This is a genomic window from Ruegeria sp. HKCCSP346 (assembly GCF_017872595.1).
GTDB lineage: Bacteria > Pseudomonadota > Alphaproteobacteria > Rhodobacterales > Rhodobacteraceae > Ruegeria.
In genome coordinates this window covers 1,082,515-1,098,005 of record NZ_JAEDOT010000001.1, presented here as the reverse complement: position 1 = coordinate 1,098,005, position 15,491 = coordinate 1,082,515, and the positions used below count along the sequence as shown (strand labels likewise).

General features: G+C 56.0%; 17 protein-coding genes. 6 read left to right on the top strand and 11 right to left on the bottom strand.

From position 1 onward, the window contains the following. The first annotated feature begins 60 nt into the window (after nucleotides 1–60). On the top strand, nucleotides 61–804 hold the full coding sequence (locus tag I9185_RS05505; RefSeq protein ID WP_210092518.1) for a DUF3445 domain-containing protein: 744 nt from the start codon (nucleotides 61–63) through the stop codon (nucleotides 802–804). Between the two features lie 36 nt (nucleotides 805–840). Here the strand turns inward: I9185_RS05505 and I9185_RS05500 are convergent, their stop codons facing one another. The 5 genes from I9185_RS05500 to I9185_RS05480 all read right to left on the bottom strand — a co-directional run bounded on the left by I9185_RS05500 (nucleotide 841) and on the right by I9185_RS05480 (nucleotide 5,362). After that, nucleotides 841–1,749 (bottom strand): hypothetical protein, encoded by a 909-nt coding sequence (locus I9185_RS05500; protein WP_210092517.1) that lies wholly within the window; start codon nucleotides 1,747–1,749, stop codon nucleotides 841–843. A 197-nt stretch (nucleotides 1,750–1,946) separates the two neighbouring features. Next, nucleotides 1,947–2,735 carry a lytic murein transglycosylase gene (locus I9185_RS05495; protein WP_171631486.1) on the bottom strand — a complete coding sequence of 263 codons (789 nt, stop codon included), beginning with the start codon at nucleotides 2,733–2,735 and terminating at the stop codon, nucleotides 1,947–1,949. Between the two features lie 66 nt (nucleotides 2,736–2,801). Then, the gene (locus I9185_RS05490) at nucleotides 2,802–3,449 is read right to left on the bottom strand and encodes an MSMEG_1061 family FMN-dependent PPOX-type flavoprotein (RefSeq protein ID WP_171723041.1); all 648 of its coding nucleotides are present in this window, start codon (nucleotides 3,447–3,449) and stop codon (nucleotides 2,802–2,804) included. Nucleotides 3,450–3,575: 126 nt separating this feature from the next. After that, on the bottom strand, nucleotides 3,576–4,982 hold the full coding sequence (glnA, locus tag I9185_RS05485) for a type I glutamate--ammonia ligase (protein WP_171631589.1): 1,407 nt from the start codon (nucleotides 4,980–4,982) through the stop codon (nucleotides 3,576–3,578). Nucleotides 4,983–5,023: 41 nt separating this feature from the next. Then, on the bottom strand, nucleotides 5,024–5,362 hold the full coding sequence (locus I9185_RS05480; RefSeq protein WP_152458342.1) for a P-II family nitrogen regulator: 339 nt from the start codon (nucleotides 5,360–5,362) through the stop codon (nucleotides 5,024–5,026). Between the two features lie 171 nt (nucleotides 5,363–5,533). Here I9185_RS05480 and I9185_RS05475 point away from each other — a divergent pair, with 171 nt between their 5' ends. The 3 genes from I9185_RS05475 (at nucleotide 5,534) to tig (ending at nucleotide 10,084) form a co-directional block, all read left to right on the top strand. Beyond that, nucleotides 5,534–7,135 carry an NAD(P)H-hydrate dehydratase gene (locus I9185_RS05475; protein WP_210092516.1) on the top strand — a complete coding sequence of 534 codons (1,602 nt, stop codon included), beginning with the start codon at nucleotides 5,534–5,536 and terminating at the stop codon, nucleotides 7,133–7,135. Between the two features lie 308 nt (nucleotides 7,136–7,443). Continuing rightward, nucleotides 7,444–8,568 carry a porin gene (locus tag I9185_RS05470; RefSeq protein ID WP_171631603.1) on the top strand — a complete coding sequence of 375 codons (1,125 nt, stop codon included), beginning with the start codon at nucleotides 7,444–7,446 and terminating at the stop codon, nucleotides 8,566–8,568. 184 nt (nucleotides 8,569–8,752) lie between these two features. Beyond that, nucleotides 8,753–10,084 (top strand): trigger factor, encoded by a 1,332-nt coding sequence (gene tig / locus I9185_RS05465; protein ID WP_171631608.1) that lies wholly within the window; start codon nucleotides 8,753–8,755, stop codon nucleotides 10,082–10,084. Between the two features lie 101 nt (nucleotides 10,085–10,185). On the opposite strand, the gene I9185_RS05460 is transcribed toward tig, so the two are convergent. The 6 genes from I9185_RS05460 to rpsF all read right to left on the bottom strand — a co-directional run bounded on the left by I9185_RS05460 (nucleotide 10,186) and on the right by rpsF (nucleotide 13,970). Continuing rightward, nucleotides 10,186–11,040 (bottom strand): acyl-homoserine-lactone synthase, encoded by an 855-nt coding sequence (locus tag I9185_RS05460; RefSeq protein ID WP_171631612.1) that lies wholly within the window; start codon nucleotides 11,038–11,040, stop codon nucleotides 10,186–10,188. Between the two features lie 107 nt (nucleotides 11,041–11,147). After that, entirely contained in the window at nucleotides 11,148–11,849 is a 702-nt protein-coding gene (locus tag I9185_RS05455) for an autoinducer binding domain-containing protein (protein ID WP_171631615.1), read from the bottom strand. A 236-nt stretch (nucleotides 11,850–12,085) separates the two neighbouring features. Next, nucleotides 12,086–12,571, bottom strand: a complete 486-nt coding sequence (locus I9185_RS05450; protein WP_171723044.1) for a lytic transglycosylase domain-containing protein — start codon at nucleotides 12,569–12,571, stop codon at nucleotides 12,086–12,088. 156 nt (nucleotides 12,572–12,727) lie between these two features. Continuing rightward, a complete protein-coding gene (gene rplI / locus I9185_RS05445) occupies nucleotides 12,728–13,348 on the bottom strand; it encodes a 50S ribosomal protein L9 (protein ID WP_171631623.1) in 621 nt (206 codons plus the stop codon). A gap of 12 nt (nucleotides 13,349–13,360) precedes the next feature. Further along, nucleotides 13,361–13,588 carry a 30S ribosomal protein S18 gene (rpsR, locus tag I9185_RS05440; protein WP_005608650.1) on the bottom strand — a complete coding sequence of 76 codons (228 nt, stop codon included), beginning with the start codon at nucleotides 13,586–13,588 and terminating at the stop codon, nucleotides 13,361–13,363. Nucleotides 13,589–13,616: 28 nt separating this feature from the next. After that, the gene (gene rpsF / locus I9185_RS05435; RefSeq protein WP_152458335.1) at nucleotides 13,617–13,970 is read right to left on the bottom strand and encodes a 30S ribosomal protein S6; all 354 of its coding nucleotides are present in this window, start codon (nucleotides 13,968–13,970) and stop codon (nucleotides 13,617–13,619) included. A 283-nt stretch (nucleotides 13,971–14,253) separates the two neighbouring features. Here rpsF and I9185_RS05430 point away from each other — a divergent pair, with 283 nt between their 5' ends. Further along, nucleotides 14,254–14,772 (top strand): hypothetical protein, encoded by a 519-nt coding sequence (locus I9185_RS05430; protein ID WP_171167615.1) that lies wholly within the window; start codon nucleotides 14,254–14,256, stop codon nucleotides 14,770–14,772. A 126-nt stretch (nucleotides 14,773–14,898) separates the two neighbouring features. After that, on the top strand, nucleotides 14,899–15,471 hold the full coding sequence (locus tag I9185_RS05425; protein ID WP_171631627.1) for a YceI family protein: 573 nt from the start codon (nucleotides 14,899–14,901) through the stop codon (nucleotides 15,469–15,471). Nucleotides 15,472–15,491: the final 20 nt, after the last annotated feature.

Below are 15,491 nucleotides of genomic sequence, written 5' to 3'. Positions count from 1 at the left end.
GCGACGGCGAGGTTGTCGTTTTCGACCGACAAGAAAAGTTGCGCATGCTAAGCCTCCAGCATGACTCGTATTCTGCAAAACAAGATTCCGTATGATGTCGAAAGCCCACGCGCTTTGCCGGGTATTCAACCGGCAACCATGGAAAGCTGGCTAGATCAGGATGAGGCTTTTGCCGACCAAATGCGGCGCCGCGAAGAAATTCTGGCTGAGCGGCGCGACGATGTTCTTGCGCTTGATCCTGGGGCCAAACCTGCCGCGCAAGAGTTGCTGGATCTGGTGTTGACACAGACATATCCCACGGCCGAGGCAGAGGCCGCAAGGCCGGATGGCGTATCCGTCGCGATCGATCGGGATTGTCCGCTTGATACGCTGTGCAGGCTGGTACAAGAGGACTTCTGCATCCTTCAGAAACGGGGAAATGAGCATGTTCTGACGGGTGCCATCCTGTGTTTCCCTGCCAGTTGGCGCCTGTCCGAGAAATTCATGCGACCGTTGATTGATATCCACGTGCCCGTGGAAAGCTATGACGCCAATGTCGCGAAACGGGTGCAGAGGCTATTTGACGGTATTCAACCCGGTCGCCCGCTGTGGCGCTTCAACGCCCTGTGGTACGAAGACCCGGAGCTGTTCCAGCCTCGCAGTGCAAGTGAGCCGCGCAAAATACGGGACCGGCGTCAAGCGTCTTATCTGCGAAGCGAGCGGCAGACGCTATTGCGTTTGCCGAAAACCAACGCGGTCGTGTTTGCCATCCACACATACGTTCTGGCCGCAAACGCGATCCCAAAAACGGAAAACCCCGCCTGATGGCGGGGCCTCCTAGGAGGGTCTTCGATAATTCCTTTACATGCCCAAGGCGCCCGCTACATCGGCCAACGCGTTGCTGGCGTTCAGTGCGACAATGGCAAATGTGAATACAAGCACCTGTGTGTTCAGGCGGAAATCTTCGCCCCGGATCAGATTGACTGCGGCCATCGATACGGCAATTGGCGCTGAAATGCTGGCCAGAACTCCGGTCAAGCACCAACTGCTGAGCCGCAGGATGTCGCTTGGCTTGTCATCATCCGCGATGGAAGCGCCTGCGTCCTTCTGGGTGGGCAGGTCTGCCTCGTCGCTTCGGAACGCGATGCTGAGCAATTGTTCGTCCGTCAGTTGAATTGGACGCGCGGCAGGAGTGTGTAAGGCAGTGATCGTGTCATCCTGTTCAGACTGCTGCATCCCGGCGAACTGTCCGGTCAGTGATTGAAAGATCTGCTTTCGATCCCGGCTTGTTCGGCTTGGTGTCAGGGTGTCAAAGGCGCTCATGAAGTGCTCGACAGTAAGAACCGTGTGTGGCGACAACCATTCAACCCGCCGGGTCGAACAGATATCGACCATGCGATACAGAGTGACCACCAGCATCAGTTCCGAAATCTCGGCGTCGTCCAAAAGTGGCGAGACTGGCGTTATTGTCAGTACCAACCTGTTTTGTGGATGTGACACGCGGGGCTTTGTTATGGTTTTCAACCCCGCAGCGCGATCCATGCGCTCGTATCGGTCCTGCTGTCCGGAGGTGCCTGTATCCAGAGTCATCCGCACAAGATACTGGCTCGAGACGATGCTGGCCTCGGTCGCGCTGAGCAGGGCCTTGCGCTCGACCAGATGACCGTAGTCTTCCAGCGTCGTGGCGACGATCGTTCCAAAGCGCTCTATCGCGCCAGTTGCGTCGCCATCAAATTGCAGGCCGCCATGGTAGCTGTGCTTCCGAGCCACTGCCCTGTCCTTTTTTACATTCTGTCAGCCAAAGGTTAGCACCCCTTCTTGCAGAGAATTTGGCAAAAAATGCAAAAAAGTGAAATTTACCGGCGATTGGTTACGCTTTGGAAACCAAGCAACCAAAGGCTTTTGTTTGTCACTGTGGCGGAAATGTGGCGAAATTGGGCGCAGTGCGTGTTGTCGGTGCGGCGGGGCTAATTGTCGATTCGGGCAGCCATTATTGCGATGGATTGCTGATAGACAGAGGCTGCATTCCACTGCTGCAAGACGCGAAAATTTGGTTCTCCGGGTTGATAGCCGCGTCCCGGTTTCCACCCTTTCTGGCGAAGGAAATTGGCGGTTGAGGCCAATGCATCCGTCATGTTGTAGAAGTCCACGCGCCGGTCGCCCGTAGCATCGACACCATAGGTCAGGGCGTTGCCTGGCAGGAATTGCGTGTGGCCCAGTTCGCCATGTTTTGCCCCTTTTGTCGACATTGTGATACTGCCCATGTCGACCAGTTTCAGTGCCCCAATTGCGTGGGGAATAAAGAACTCTGACCGGCGACAATCATAGGCCAATGTTGTGATTGCGGAAACAACCTGACTGTCGCCCATGAAATTGCCAAAGCCGGTTTCCATGCCGTGAATGGCGATCAAAACGCCCGCAGGAACACCATATTGCCGCTCAAAGGCGGCATAATAGTTCGGGTTGGCGGCTTTGCGTTTGCGCCCCTGTGCGACGATTGTATCAGCGCCTCGGACTCGCATGAACTTGTCCAGCGAGTATTTGAAGCTTTTTTGATTGCGGTCTGCGGCGATGGTGCGCGTGGCATATTGTGTCTGGGACAGCGCTTGCAGACCTTTCTTTTTCACCCCCGCCTTGCGTGCCTGTTTGGCAAAATCGGCCTTCCATGCCTCAAATCCAGCGCTGGTGTTGCCACAGGGTGCGGCCAGAACCGGGGACGTCAGGGAAAGGGCAAGAATGGTGGCAAGTCGAAACATGGGCGTAATCCGATGGAATTGAAATCTGCGGTTAGCCTAGCGTGGGCTGCGTCTTGGGCAAAGCGGTTAATAAAGGTCCAGCTCGCCCTTTTTCCTGAGCGTTTCGAACCATTCCTCTGGGGTGGCATTGATGCGGGCGTGTTTCACCATCATCGCATTCATATTTGGCAGATGGGTCGAATCCGGCCAGTCTTTGGGTTGCCACAGATGTGCGCGGATTACACATTTGGGACAGTGTGCAAATGCTGTCGCGACATGGATGAGCAGCGCCAGTTTGGGCGGGTGCCCGTCAATGGCCATGGTTTCAAGCAAACGGGTGTCAGCACAGATACGGGCTGTGCCGCGAATGCGGAGCGTTTCCATCTTGCCCGGAACAAAGAACAGGACGCTGACGCGCGGATCCTTGAGAACGTTGTGAAACGTATCCACGCGTTTGTTTCCCGGCCGATCCGGGACTGCGATCAGGGTATCGGACAGCACCTGAACAAAGCCGGGCGGGTCGCCACGGGGTGACACATCAAGATGCCCGTCGGTGTTGGCCGAAGCGATCAGGCAAAAGGGCGAGGTCGCAATGAAATCGCGACACATCTGATCGAGAGAGGACACCTCCTTGGCGGTGATCTGCGGCAGCGGATGGCCAGAGATCCTCCTCAGCTCCTGTTCGGATGTCACAAGGTTTGAGAATTTCGAGAAAGGTGAGGTATCGCAAGGCATACTGTCGTCTCCGGTCGGGAGTGTTCTCACCAGTCTGTTGGATCAACGGCGGCGCGTCAAACCGTGTGGGCAGACATGACGAGGGCGCCCGAAGGGGCGCCCTGCGAAATCGTTTCCGTACTCAGCTTAGCAGCTGTAGTACATGCCGTACTCCACCGGGTGCGGCGTGTGCTCGTAGGTTTCCACCTCTTCCATCTTGAGCGCGATGTAGCCGTCAATCTGGTCTTTGGTGAACACATCGCCCTGAAGCAGGAAGTCGTGATCGGATGCCAGAGCCTCCAGAGCCTCACGCAGGCTGCCGCAGACGGTCGGGATGTCGGCCAGTTCCTCGGCGGGCAAGTCGTACAGGTTCTTGTCCATCGCCTCGCCGGGGTTGATCTTGTTCTTGATGCCATCAAGACCAGCCATGAGCAGGGCGGCAAACGCCAGATAGGGGTTGGCGGCCGGATCGGGGAAGCGCGCCTCGACACGTTTGGCTTTGGGGCTTTCAGTCCATGGGATACGCACACAACCCGAACGGTTACGTGCCGAATAGGCCCGCAGAACGGGGGCTTCGAAACCTGGGATCAGACGCTTGTAGCTGTTGGTTGCCGGGTTGGTGAAGGCGTTCAGGGTCTTGGCGTGTTTCAGAATGCCGCCGATGAAGTACAGCGCCTCGTCCGACAGGTCGGCATACTTGTCGCCGGCGAACAGCGGCTTGCCATCTTTCCAGATCGACATGTTCACATGCATGCCGGTGCCGTTGTCACCCGCGATCGGCTTGGGCATGAAAGTGGCCGACTTGCCGTAGGCGTGTGCCACGTTGTGGATGACGTACTTGTATTTTTGCAGCTCGTCGGCCTGCTTGGTCAGGCTGTCGAAGATCAGGCCCAGCTCGTGCTGACAGGATGCAACCTCGTGGTGGTGCTTGTCGACCTTCATGCCCAGACGTTTCATGGTCGACAGCATTTCCGAGCGCAGGTCCTGGGCTTCGTCGATGGGGTTGACCGGGAAGTAGCCGCCCTTGACGCCCGGGCGATGGCCCATGTTGCCCATCTCATATTCGGTGTCGGTGTTCCACGACGCATCCGTTGCATCAACTTCGAAGGATACCTTGTTGATGCTGTTGGAAAAACGAACGTCATCGAACAGGAAGAATTCAGCTTCGGGACCCATATAGGCAACGTCACCGATACCGCTGGACTTCAGGTAGGCTTCGGCTTTCTGCGCAGTTCCGCGCGGGTCGCGGCCATAGGCTTCACCGGTGTCGGGCTCAACGATCGAGCAGTGCAGACACAGTGTCTTTTCCGCATAAAACGGGTCGATGTAAGCCGAGGTCGTGTCGGCGATCAGTTTCATGTCCGAGTTTTCGATCGACTTCCAGCCCGCAATGGACGAGCCGTCAAACATGAAGCCTTCTTCCAGGAAGTCTTCGTCGACCAGATCGACGTCCACCGTGACGTGTTGCAGCTTGCCGCGCACGTCGGTGAAGCGGATGTCGACATAGGCGACGTCTTCTTCGCGGATTGTATTGAGAACTGCGTCTACGCTCATTCCCTTTGTCCTTTTGATAGATGTGTCAGTAATCGTGTGAGTTAGAGCGCTTCCGAGCCGGTCTCACCGGTCCGGATGCGAATGGCCTGGTCGACGGGCGAGACGAAAATCTTGCCGTCTCCGATCTTGTCGGTTTTGGCGGCCGACACGATGGCTTCGATCGCGGCGTCGACCTGGTCGTCGTCCAATACGACCTCGACTTTAACCTTGGGCAGAAAATCGACGACATACTCGGCGCCGCGATACAGTTCGGTATGGCCTTTCTGGCGACCGAAGCCTTTGACCTCGATGACGCTGAGGCCCTGGACGCCCACATCCTGCAAGGCCTCTTTTACTTCGTCCAGTTTGAACGGCTTGATGATCGCTTCGATCTTTTTCATCCCGGTTCACCTTGAATGGTTGTCTCAGGGGCAGTGATCACGTCTAAGATCGGGCGGCAATGTGATTGCGATATCGTGCAGGTCGGGATGCTTGGAAAAACGGCCGGGTGCTAATTTTTGAGCGACTTGCACAAAAAGTAATCAAAACTGAATCAGGCGCGGGGTGAAAGGATGGAATTGCTGACAGCGGCACAGATGCGGGCCATTGAGCAGGCCGCCATCAAGTCTGGTGACGTGACCGGTCTGGAACTGATGGAGCGGGCCGGCCAGGGTGTTGTTGACGCGATTTTCGAAGAATGGCCCATGTTGGACAGGCGAGGGGCCAGCCCCTCGCGCTCCCCGGGATATTTAGGGCCAGATGAAGAGGATCCGCTGCGCGCAGTGGTGCTGTGCGGACCGGGCAACAATGGGGGTGACGGGTTTGTCGTGGCGCGGCTTTTGCAGAAGCAGGGGTGGGCGGTTGAGGTGTTCCTGTATGGAGACCCGGAAAAGCTGCCTCCGGATGCGCGGGTGAATTATGAGAGATGGGGGGCAAAGAACGAGGTTCGCGTCTTCGCTGTCGACTCCGCCCCGTTGGCGGACGATTTTCTTGGGTTTCCAAAGAGCATTGATCTGGTTGTCGACGGGGCTTTTGGCACGGGTCTCACCCGGCCATTTGCAGGGGCGTTTTCCATGTTGGCCAATGCGCCGGTCAGAGACCTGCTGCGAGATCGAGGCGTAAAGGTCGTTTCAATTGACGCGCCAAGCGGCTTGTGCGCCGACAGTGGTCGCATTCTTGGTCAGGCGATAGTTGCAGACATGACGGTGACGTTTCACAGTAAAAAGCTTGGGCATGTTCTGGGCGATGGTCCGGTGACCTGCGGGACGGTCCGAACCAAGTCGATCGGGCTTGAACCACTGGAAGACGGTCAGATCGTTCACACGACCGAGGCTGACGGGGTGAAGCTTTCGAAAGTTTCGGTTGGCCACAAATACTCACACGGTCATGCTTTGATCCTGTCCGGGGGGGCGGGCAAAACAGGGGCCGCGCGTTTGGCGGCGCGGGGGGCTCTGCGGGTTGGAGCGGGGTTGGTGACGCTGGGTGTGCCGCCGTCTGCGCAGATGGAGGTTGCCAGCCAGATCACGGCCCTCATGTTGCAGCGGGTTGATGGGGCTGATGGATTGTCTGAAATACTTGAGGATACGCGCCTGAATGCGCTCTGCCTGGGGCCTGCGCTGGGATTCGAGCGGGCGCGGGCACTGGTGCCGATGGCCTTGGCTGCGCGGCGGGCGACCGTGTTGGATGCGGATGCTTTGTCAGCTTTTGCCGAGGATCCCGGCGCCCTGATCGCGCGATTGCACGACAAATGCGTACTGACACCGCATGGCGGGGAATTTGCACGGGTATTCCCGGACATTGCCGCGCAGATGAACGCGCAACCGGCCAAAGGCCCGGCGTTTTCCAAGGTGGACGCAACGCGTGCTGCTGCAAAACGGGCTAGGTGCGTAGTTCTGTTCAAGGGCCCGGACACGGTGATCGCTGTGCCGGATGGCCGGTGCGTGGTCAACTTGGCCGTATACGAAAGAGCGGCCCCATGGTTGGCGACGGCCGGGTCCGGTGATGTGCTGGCAGGGTTCATCGCAGGTTTGTTGGCGCGAGGTTTGCCACCAATGCGGTCGGCGGAAACTGCGGCGTGGCTGCATGTGGAATGTGCGCGCCAGTTCGGGCCGGGTTTGATCGCGGAAGATTTGCCGGAACAGGTGCCGGAGGTTTTCAGAAAGTTGAATATTTGAGTTTGTTGGGCGTGGAACGGCTCAATTCACGGCGAGTCGGCGGAAATCCGCCGTCAAGGTTCACATCAATGCAGACCGAATGTTTGCCAGATGCATAGCTGGACGTCACAATTTATTTGCACACTGTGCTTTGGATCTTCGAATGGACTTGTAACCGTATGAAATAAAATGAAAAATAACCAATTTTTCGATATGCCATGTTGCGAATTTGCAATGCTTGCGAGGGAGTGAATGCGGGCCACTGGAACGCTCGCATTTCGTAAACAATTGGACAGTACCTGAAACCCGAACCTTTCATGGTGAGTGAAATGACCCTTAACATCAAACCGATATCAATAGCCGCTGTTCTGACTGCGACGACCGCCATCCCGGCTGTGGCGGAAATGAAGTACGAAAACAATAGTGGCGGATATGTACTGTTGTATGGACAGCTGCACCCCGCCTTGATCTCGGTGGATGACGGACAGGATACCGAGACCCGTGTTCTCGACAACGATCTGTCAAACAGCCGTGTTGGCCTGCGTCTTGTGCAGCCATATGGAAGCAACGAATTCCAGTTTTGGTTCGAAACAGGCCTTGGCCTGCCGGGTTCGGCGTCTGCCGATCAATTCGGAACCAACGCAGATGGATGGAATCGCGAAGACATTCGCCATGTGGACTTCTCGTTGAAAGGTGGCTACGGCAAGTTTTCGGCAGGTCAGGGAAGCATGGTCGCCGATGGCGCCGCAGAGGTTGATCTGTCATATGTCGGAACCGCGCTGTATTCGTTTACCAACGATGAAAATGCAGGGTTCTTCTATCGCGACACGACCGGAATGCTGAGCGGTATTACGGTGGGTGACAGTTCCAGCAACTTTGACGGCGCGCGGCGTGGTCGTGTGCGGTATGATACGCCGTCGTTCAATGGGTTCTCCGCCGGATTCGCTTACGGTCAGAACATTTTGTCCAGCAGCGACGACGACGACTATTATGACGTCGGTCTGTTTTACGAAAACACTTTTGCCGGTGGTGTGGAGTTCGCTGCAGCCGTTGCCTATTCGGTAAGAGACCGGGATAACAATTCGGGGGATCGCAAAGATACGATCGGTTCTGCTTCTGTCCTGCTTCCCAGTGGCCTGGGCTTTACGATTGCGGGCGGTACGCGCGACGATGATCAGGCCGGTGCCACGGATCCGAACTATTGGTACGGTAAGATCTCGTACGAAGGCAACTGGGTGTCCTGGGGCAAGACTGGCGTCGGTATCGACTATTATGATGGCTCGGATTTCCAGAGCAACGGTTCTGACACCAAAGCCTGGGGTATCGCGGTCGTGCAGAAAGTCGAACCGATCAACACGGATGTCTATCTGAAATACCGCAACCACGATTTCGATGACGGCACATCCTTTGACAACAACGAGGCATGGGTTCTGGGCGCACGCTGGAAGTTCTGATTGCCCGGCTGGAACAAGCGCGAACGCCCCGGTTTCCGGGGCGTTCTTTTTTGCGGTTTTGGCGATCAAATACCACTGGATTCAGCCTTTGCCCCTTGCACGTGGGCGGCTGGGCAAATAGAAGGCTTCAAATTTGCCCGGCGCGCCCTTTTTGCGCGCCCCGAATCCTATGGGGACTACCATAATGCAGGTTACCGAGACGCTGAACGAAGGTCTGAAACGTGGCTACAACATCGTTGTGTCAGCAGCCGAGCTGGACGAGAAGGTCAATGAAAAGCTGACCGAGGCGCAGCCGGAAATCGAAATGAAAGGTTTCCGCAAAGGCAAGGTGCCAATGGCGCTGCTGAAAAAGCAGTTTGGCCAGCGCCTGTTGGGCGAGGCGATGCAGGAAACTATCGACGGCGCCATGAACAAGCATTTCGAAGACAGCGGTGATCGCCCCGCGCTTCAGCCCGAGGTCAAGATGACCAATGAGGACTGGAAAGAAGGCGATGACGTGGAAGTCGCCATGTCCTACGAGGCGCTACCAGCGATCCCGGAAGTTGACCTGAAATCGGTCGAGTTGGAAAAGCTGATCGTCAAGGCCGATGACGCCGCCGTCGAAGAGGCGCTAAACAATCTGGCGGAAACCGCTCAGGACTTCAAAGCGCGCCGCAAGGGGTCAAAAGCCAAGGACGGCGACCAGATCGTGTTCGATTTCGTTGGCAAGGTTGACGGCGAAGAATTCGAAGGTGGTTCGGCAGAGGATTACCCGCTGGTTCTGGGCTCGAACAGCTTCATCCCCGGCTTCGAAGATCAACTGATTGGCGTGAAAGCCGAAGAAGTAAAGGACGTCAACGTTACGTTCCCTGAAGAGTACGGCGCTGAGCATCTGGCCGGAAAAGACGCCGTGTTCACCTGCACAATCAAGGAAGTCAAAGAACCGGTTGCTGCGGAAGTGAACGACGAACTGGCCAAAAAATTCGGCGCCGAAGATCTTGAAGCCCTGAAAAGCCAGATCGCAGAGCGCCTGGAAGCTGAATATGCAGGTGCATCTCGCGCCGTGATCAAGCGCGCTTTGCTGGATGCGCTGGACGAGAAGGTGTCGTTCGATCTGCCGCCGTCGCTGGTTGAAGCCGAGGCCAAGCAGATTGCGCATCAACTGTGGCACGAAGAAAACCCAGAAGTCGAAGGCCACGATCATGACCCGATCGAGCCCACGGACGAGCACACCAAGCTGGCCGAGCGCCGCGTGCGCCTGGGCCTGTTGCTGGCTGAACTGGGCCAGAAGGCCGAGGTTGAAGTCACCGACGCTGAGATGACACAGGCAATCATGAACCAGGCACGTCAGTACCCGGGTCAGGAACGTCAGTTCTTTGAGTTCGTTCAGCAGAACGCACAGATGCAACAACAGCTGCGTGCGCCGATCTTTGAAGACAAGGTTGTGGACTACGTTTTGGAGCTGGCTCAGGTCACTGACAAGGAAGTCAGCAAAGACGACCTTAAGAAAGCCGTTGAGGCACTGGAAGAGGAGTAATCCTCTTCCTTCCCTTCATCGGAAGAAGGGACAAAAAAACGGAGCCGCCTGCAATCAGACGGCTCCGCATGGGTGGCTTTTGTATCTATGAGGTGAGGGGGTCAGGCCTCATGAGCAAAAGCACGGGGGGTTTCCAAAAGAGCGGTTTTTTGTTCTGGCGTGAAGGTATCCGTAAGCGCTTCGATCAGCTTGAGGACATCTTTCCGTTCAGCTTCGGTTTTTGCCGCGCTCATCTGTTCCACAAAGTACTTCTCTAGATCGGTGAGTGGTTTGTGATCCTGATTCGCAGGATTCTTGGCTGCGGCTTTCTTCGCGGCAAACAGGGCCAGCGCTTCTTCGTCGTCCATGAAGACGTCATTGTGAATGTCCGCAAATTCACGCAGACCGGCGATACGTTCTTCGGTGCAGTCCAACAAAGCAGCCAATGCGTGAACCTTGCCCATTGGAACCGTCTTGCCGACATAGTCATAAGGCGCGCAATTCGAACGCTTCAGCACCCGATCCATGACCGGATCGATCACGGTGATGATGTCCTGAATACCTGCGTTTTTCGCATATTCCAAAGAACCGATCATCAACTCGCAAGTCGCGTAGGAGACTGAGTTCTTTTCCTTGCCACGCGTGAGGCGTTGGGTGTCTACGCAGAAACGGGTGGATTCCCACATGGTTGCGCTGCGAAGAGGTGCTTCGCCGCAAAGGATCGCCGAGAAGACATCCGACAACATGTGTGGTCCGGTGGTCTGGAGGGCACGCACGGCTGCGACGACATTCCCCTCATCGTCGAGTCCGATTACATATGCCGGGTCCAGTTGATCGAACTCGTCGATTTCTTTTCCGTCTTGAATGTTGACGTCCCATCCCAGGCGCCCACCAAAAACACGTGCTCTCAGCTCGAACATTTCGTCAAGAACTTCGCTGAACATATGTCTGTTCAGGCCATCTACCACGATGATCATTTCTTCCCCCTTCGAGTGGTTGTTCGGTAATTTAGAAGTTACCGGGCCCGGGGAGATTTTCTATTGGGGGTTTCCCGTATTTTGGCGAAATTTGGCGATTTTTTTGTTTAACTTGGGGTAATAAGCCCAATTGCAATCGCGCGGCCAACGGCCTGAGGGGTGGTCAGCGCACTAAGCTTTTCTCGGCTGGAACGCAAGTGCACTTCTACGGTTCGGTGCGAAATGGACAGAATATCGCCGATATCCTGTTGCGATTTCCCCGCTGCAACCCACTGCAATATCTCTGTCTCACGTCTGGAGAGCGTTGGATGATACAGCGCGCTGGTCAATTCGTCTGATGAAACCACGTTGTCATGGATGTGTACTGCCATCGACTGCAAGTCACTGATGACATGCGTATAAAGCTTGCGCCATTCCTCTTTGCTGCAATTGCGCGTTGCGCTCAGCAGGCCGATATCCCCATAGGGGCCGCGCACGGGAATCGTAACGCCTTGGTTCGGCAATCCAAAATCATGGGCATCCCGGAATACACGTTGGAAATCGGGGCTGCGCTCGAGGCGGCTCCAATCCACGGGCGCGATGCTGCGGCGGGCCATGTGGATGGTCGGGTCGATCATGATCAGACCCTGGTTCTGGTAGTGCTTGTTCCAGGCGTCGTCATAGGTCACAAAGCCTGCCACCGTACCGGCGGCCGGGTTCATGCCAGCATATGCAGCATGATCCATATCATGCTTCTCACAGATTTGCCTTAGAAATTCGGTGTATCGAACTTCTGAATCCGGCAGAGTGCTCAGATCGACAATTTCCATGTGGTGCCTACCAGCTGCGGCCCATCTTACAGCCCGATGGTGTCGTCGAGCATGCATATAACACAGAGTGGAACCCGTTTACCTCACCGAGCCAGAACACCATAATTTCCTAAACATGACAAGGCGAGGTACTAATTGTCTGCGCAATTCCAAATAATGAGACACTCAATAGAACATTTTTGTCACTATTCGGCAAAAAGTGCTAATTTCACGCAGCTTTCTGACGCTAATCACCGTCAGTTGGCGGGTTTTAGCCCAGTTTCCACCAGCAATCCGCGCGCTTTGGCTTCGGGGTAAAAGCCCTTGGCATAAAGAAATATCGCCCGATCCTGGTTGCCATCAGACAGAAGCCAGGCACCGCGAAGGTATTTCCCTGCAAATTCAAGGTTGGTGTCCGCGTCCAACAAGCCTTTGGCGTTTCCGGTGTACCCCATGGAACGCGCGGTGGCTGGAAGGATTTGCAGCAGTCCATAATAGGGTCGGTTGACCGCCCAGGGGCGATGCGTGCTTTCACGAATGGCAAGCTTGTGAACAAGCTCTCGCGGAAGCTCGTAATGGTCCGCCCATTTGTTGATCGACGCGCGAAGTTCCGGCGTTTCGTTTGGATAGAGCATAGGGTTGAACTGTGATGTTTCGGCCTTGGAGACTTCTCCTGCACCGCAGGCAACCAACGGGGCTGTCAGTAAGAGTGCCAAGAGATTGCGACGGGTGAACGGGGGCATGAGTTTCTCCGGGGTTTCGAGTGGCAATGATATGGCCTGAGTATTTGGCTGCAAGATTATGGATGGAGTTGGGCTGAAATTTGCTGGTTTGTCTCGTAGACAAGAAAAAAGGCCGCGCTGAAGCACGGCCTTTGTTGTGTTCGAAACCTTGCCGGATCAGGCTTTGGCTTCGTCTTCCTCGGCAGGAGCGGCTTCCGGAGCCAGCTCTTCGTCCTCGGATGCGGCCGAGCCGATGTCGTCGAACAGTTCGGCGATCTCGAATTCAGCGGCTGCTTCTTCTTCGGCGGCCAGTTCTTGGATCGATTTGCCCGAGGCCTGAAGCTCGGCTTCTTCTTCCGAACGCGCCACGTTCATCTTGATTTCAACTTCGACTTCGGGGTGCAGCTTGACTGCAACCGAGTGCAGGCCCAGTTCCTTGATCGGATTGACCAGAACAACCTGCTTTTTGTCGACAGTGAAACCAGCTTCGGTTGCGGCGTCAGCGGCGTCACGCGGGGTGACCGAGCCGTACAGAGCGCCAGCATCCGATGCCGAGCGAATCACGATGAACTGCTGTCCGTCCAGCTTTTCAGCCAGTGCTTCAGCTTCTTTCTTGGTTTCCAGGTTGCGGGCCTCAAGCTGCGCTTTCTGGGCTTCGAACGACGCGATGTTGGCATCGGACGCGCTCAGGGCTTTGCCCTGGGGCAGCAGGAAGTTGCGGGCGTAGCCGGGCTTGACGTCAACGACGTCGCCCATCTGACCCAGTTTCGCAACGCGTTCCAGAAGGATAACTTGCATGTCAGTCTCTCCTTACTTCACGGCGTAGGGCAGCAGGGCGAGGAAGCGGGCGCGCTTGATAGCACGGGCCAGTTCACGCTGCTTTTTCGCCGAAACGGCGGTGATGCGCGAAGGTACGATCTTGCCACGCTCAGAGATGTAGCGCTGCAGCAGACGGGTGTCTTTGTAGTCGATTTTCGGCGCGTTCTCACCCGAGAACGGGCAGACCTTGCGGCGGCGGAAAAATGGTTTTGCGGCCATGGTTTAGTGTCCTTTCCTCAGGCGGTGATCAACGACGCTCGCGGCGGTCGCCACGTTCGTCACGCTTCTGCATCTGAACCGACGGGCCGTCTTCGTGACCGTCAACCTTGATGGTCAGAACGCGCATGACGTCATCATGCAGGCGCATCAGGCGTTCCATTTCCTGCACCGCGCCCGAGGGGGCATCGGTTTTCAGAAAGGCATAGTGGCCCTTGCGGTTCTTGTTGATCTTGTAGGCCATCGTCTTGACGCCCCAGTACTCGCTATCAACCAGCTTGCCGCCGTTGTCAGCCAGAACGGTGCCGAAATGTTCGACGAGGCTTTCCGCCTGCGCGTTGGACAGATCCTGACGCGCGATCATTACATGCTCATACAGTGGCATGTGCACTCCTGTTTATGTCAAGGCGCATTTCATAGGCGGGGCCATCCGGTCCTTCGCGACCCTGCCACGAGAGGCTGCGCGATTCATCTGATTGCGAAGGATGGCCCCGTATACACGTTTGAACCGCAGGAGCAAGCCCCGCCACATATGCCTTTGAGACGCCGCCCAATTTCCTTTGGGCCGCCCAAATGCTGACGCTTTTCGGCTCAAAGTTGTTTTGCATACCGGACGTTACCCGGACCAAACAGAAAATCGACAGTAACCTGATAAAAGGTGAAGTGTTATGACCGCGACCAATACAAACACATACCGGGAAGAGGCGGCAGGCTCGCGCTTTGAGCATTCGGTGCCGGTAATGATTGCCTTCGCGCCAAACTGGAAGGCCCGTTTGATCCTGGCGCGGTTGGTCGGAGCGTTCCTGATCTTTTCGGCGTTTTCGATGTGGCTGATGCCGGGTTCGATCGTGGGTGCAGATGTCTGGCCGATCAAGATGGTGGCATCCATGCTGTTTCTGATCGTCGGTGTCAGTTTGCTGACGATCGAAGTACTTGATCAGCGCCCGGATGCCTATTTCGATCCGATCCGCCGCGAAGTCCGTGTTCTGCAAAAGAACGAAGACGGACGCCCTCAGACGGTGCTGCGCCGCAGCTATGAATCGCTGGGTGGTGCGCGTTTTGAGGAAAACGAAGTCCACTTGTTTGATGTGGATGGGAGCCTTTTGATGAAGCTGCCCCTTGAATCGGCGGATGTCAGCCGAGCGTTGAAAGGGCAACTGAGCAAGAGCGTAACAATTTTCGGCTGAACTTTATTCTGTTCAAAAAGGAACAGATGTTGTGACTCGAAAAAGGTTGTGTGCCGCCGACAGGCGGCACATTTTGTTTGTGAGCAACCCAGACGGTTTGCATTCACAAAAAACGCGGAGATTGTTATGAAATCCACCCTTCTTGCTGCTGCACTGGCCGTATCGGCGACCACGGCATTCGCCAGCGCCGAGAAATACGTGCTGGACCCGAGCCACAGCCAGGTTGTCTTCAGCTATGACCACCTGGGCTTTTCAACCACAACCGGCATGTTCTCGGGCTTTGAGGGCGAGATCATGTTCGATCAGGAAAATCCCGCCGCCTCCAGCGTGAGCGTGTCGATGCCGGTATTGGAGATGCTCACCGGTTGGAAGCCACGTGAAGATCACTTCATGACCGAGGATTTCTTTGGTGCGACCGAGGGCGATCTGATCACCTTTACCTCGACGGGTATCGAAGTGACCGGTGAAGACACGGCCAAGATCACCGGCGACCTCACCATGAACGGCGTGACCAAATCCGTTGTTCTGGATGCCAAACTGAACAAGGTTGACACCCACCCGATGGCAAACAAGCCATGGGCCGGTTTCAACGCCACCACGACCCTTGTCCGCAGTGAATTTGATCTGGGCCAGTTCGCACCGTTTGTAAGTGACGAAGTGCAGGTGCAGATCTCGGTCGAAGCGCAAAAAGCCGAATAAGCGCAAGACAACGAACACGA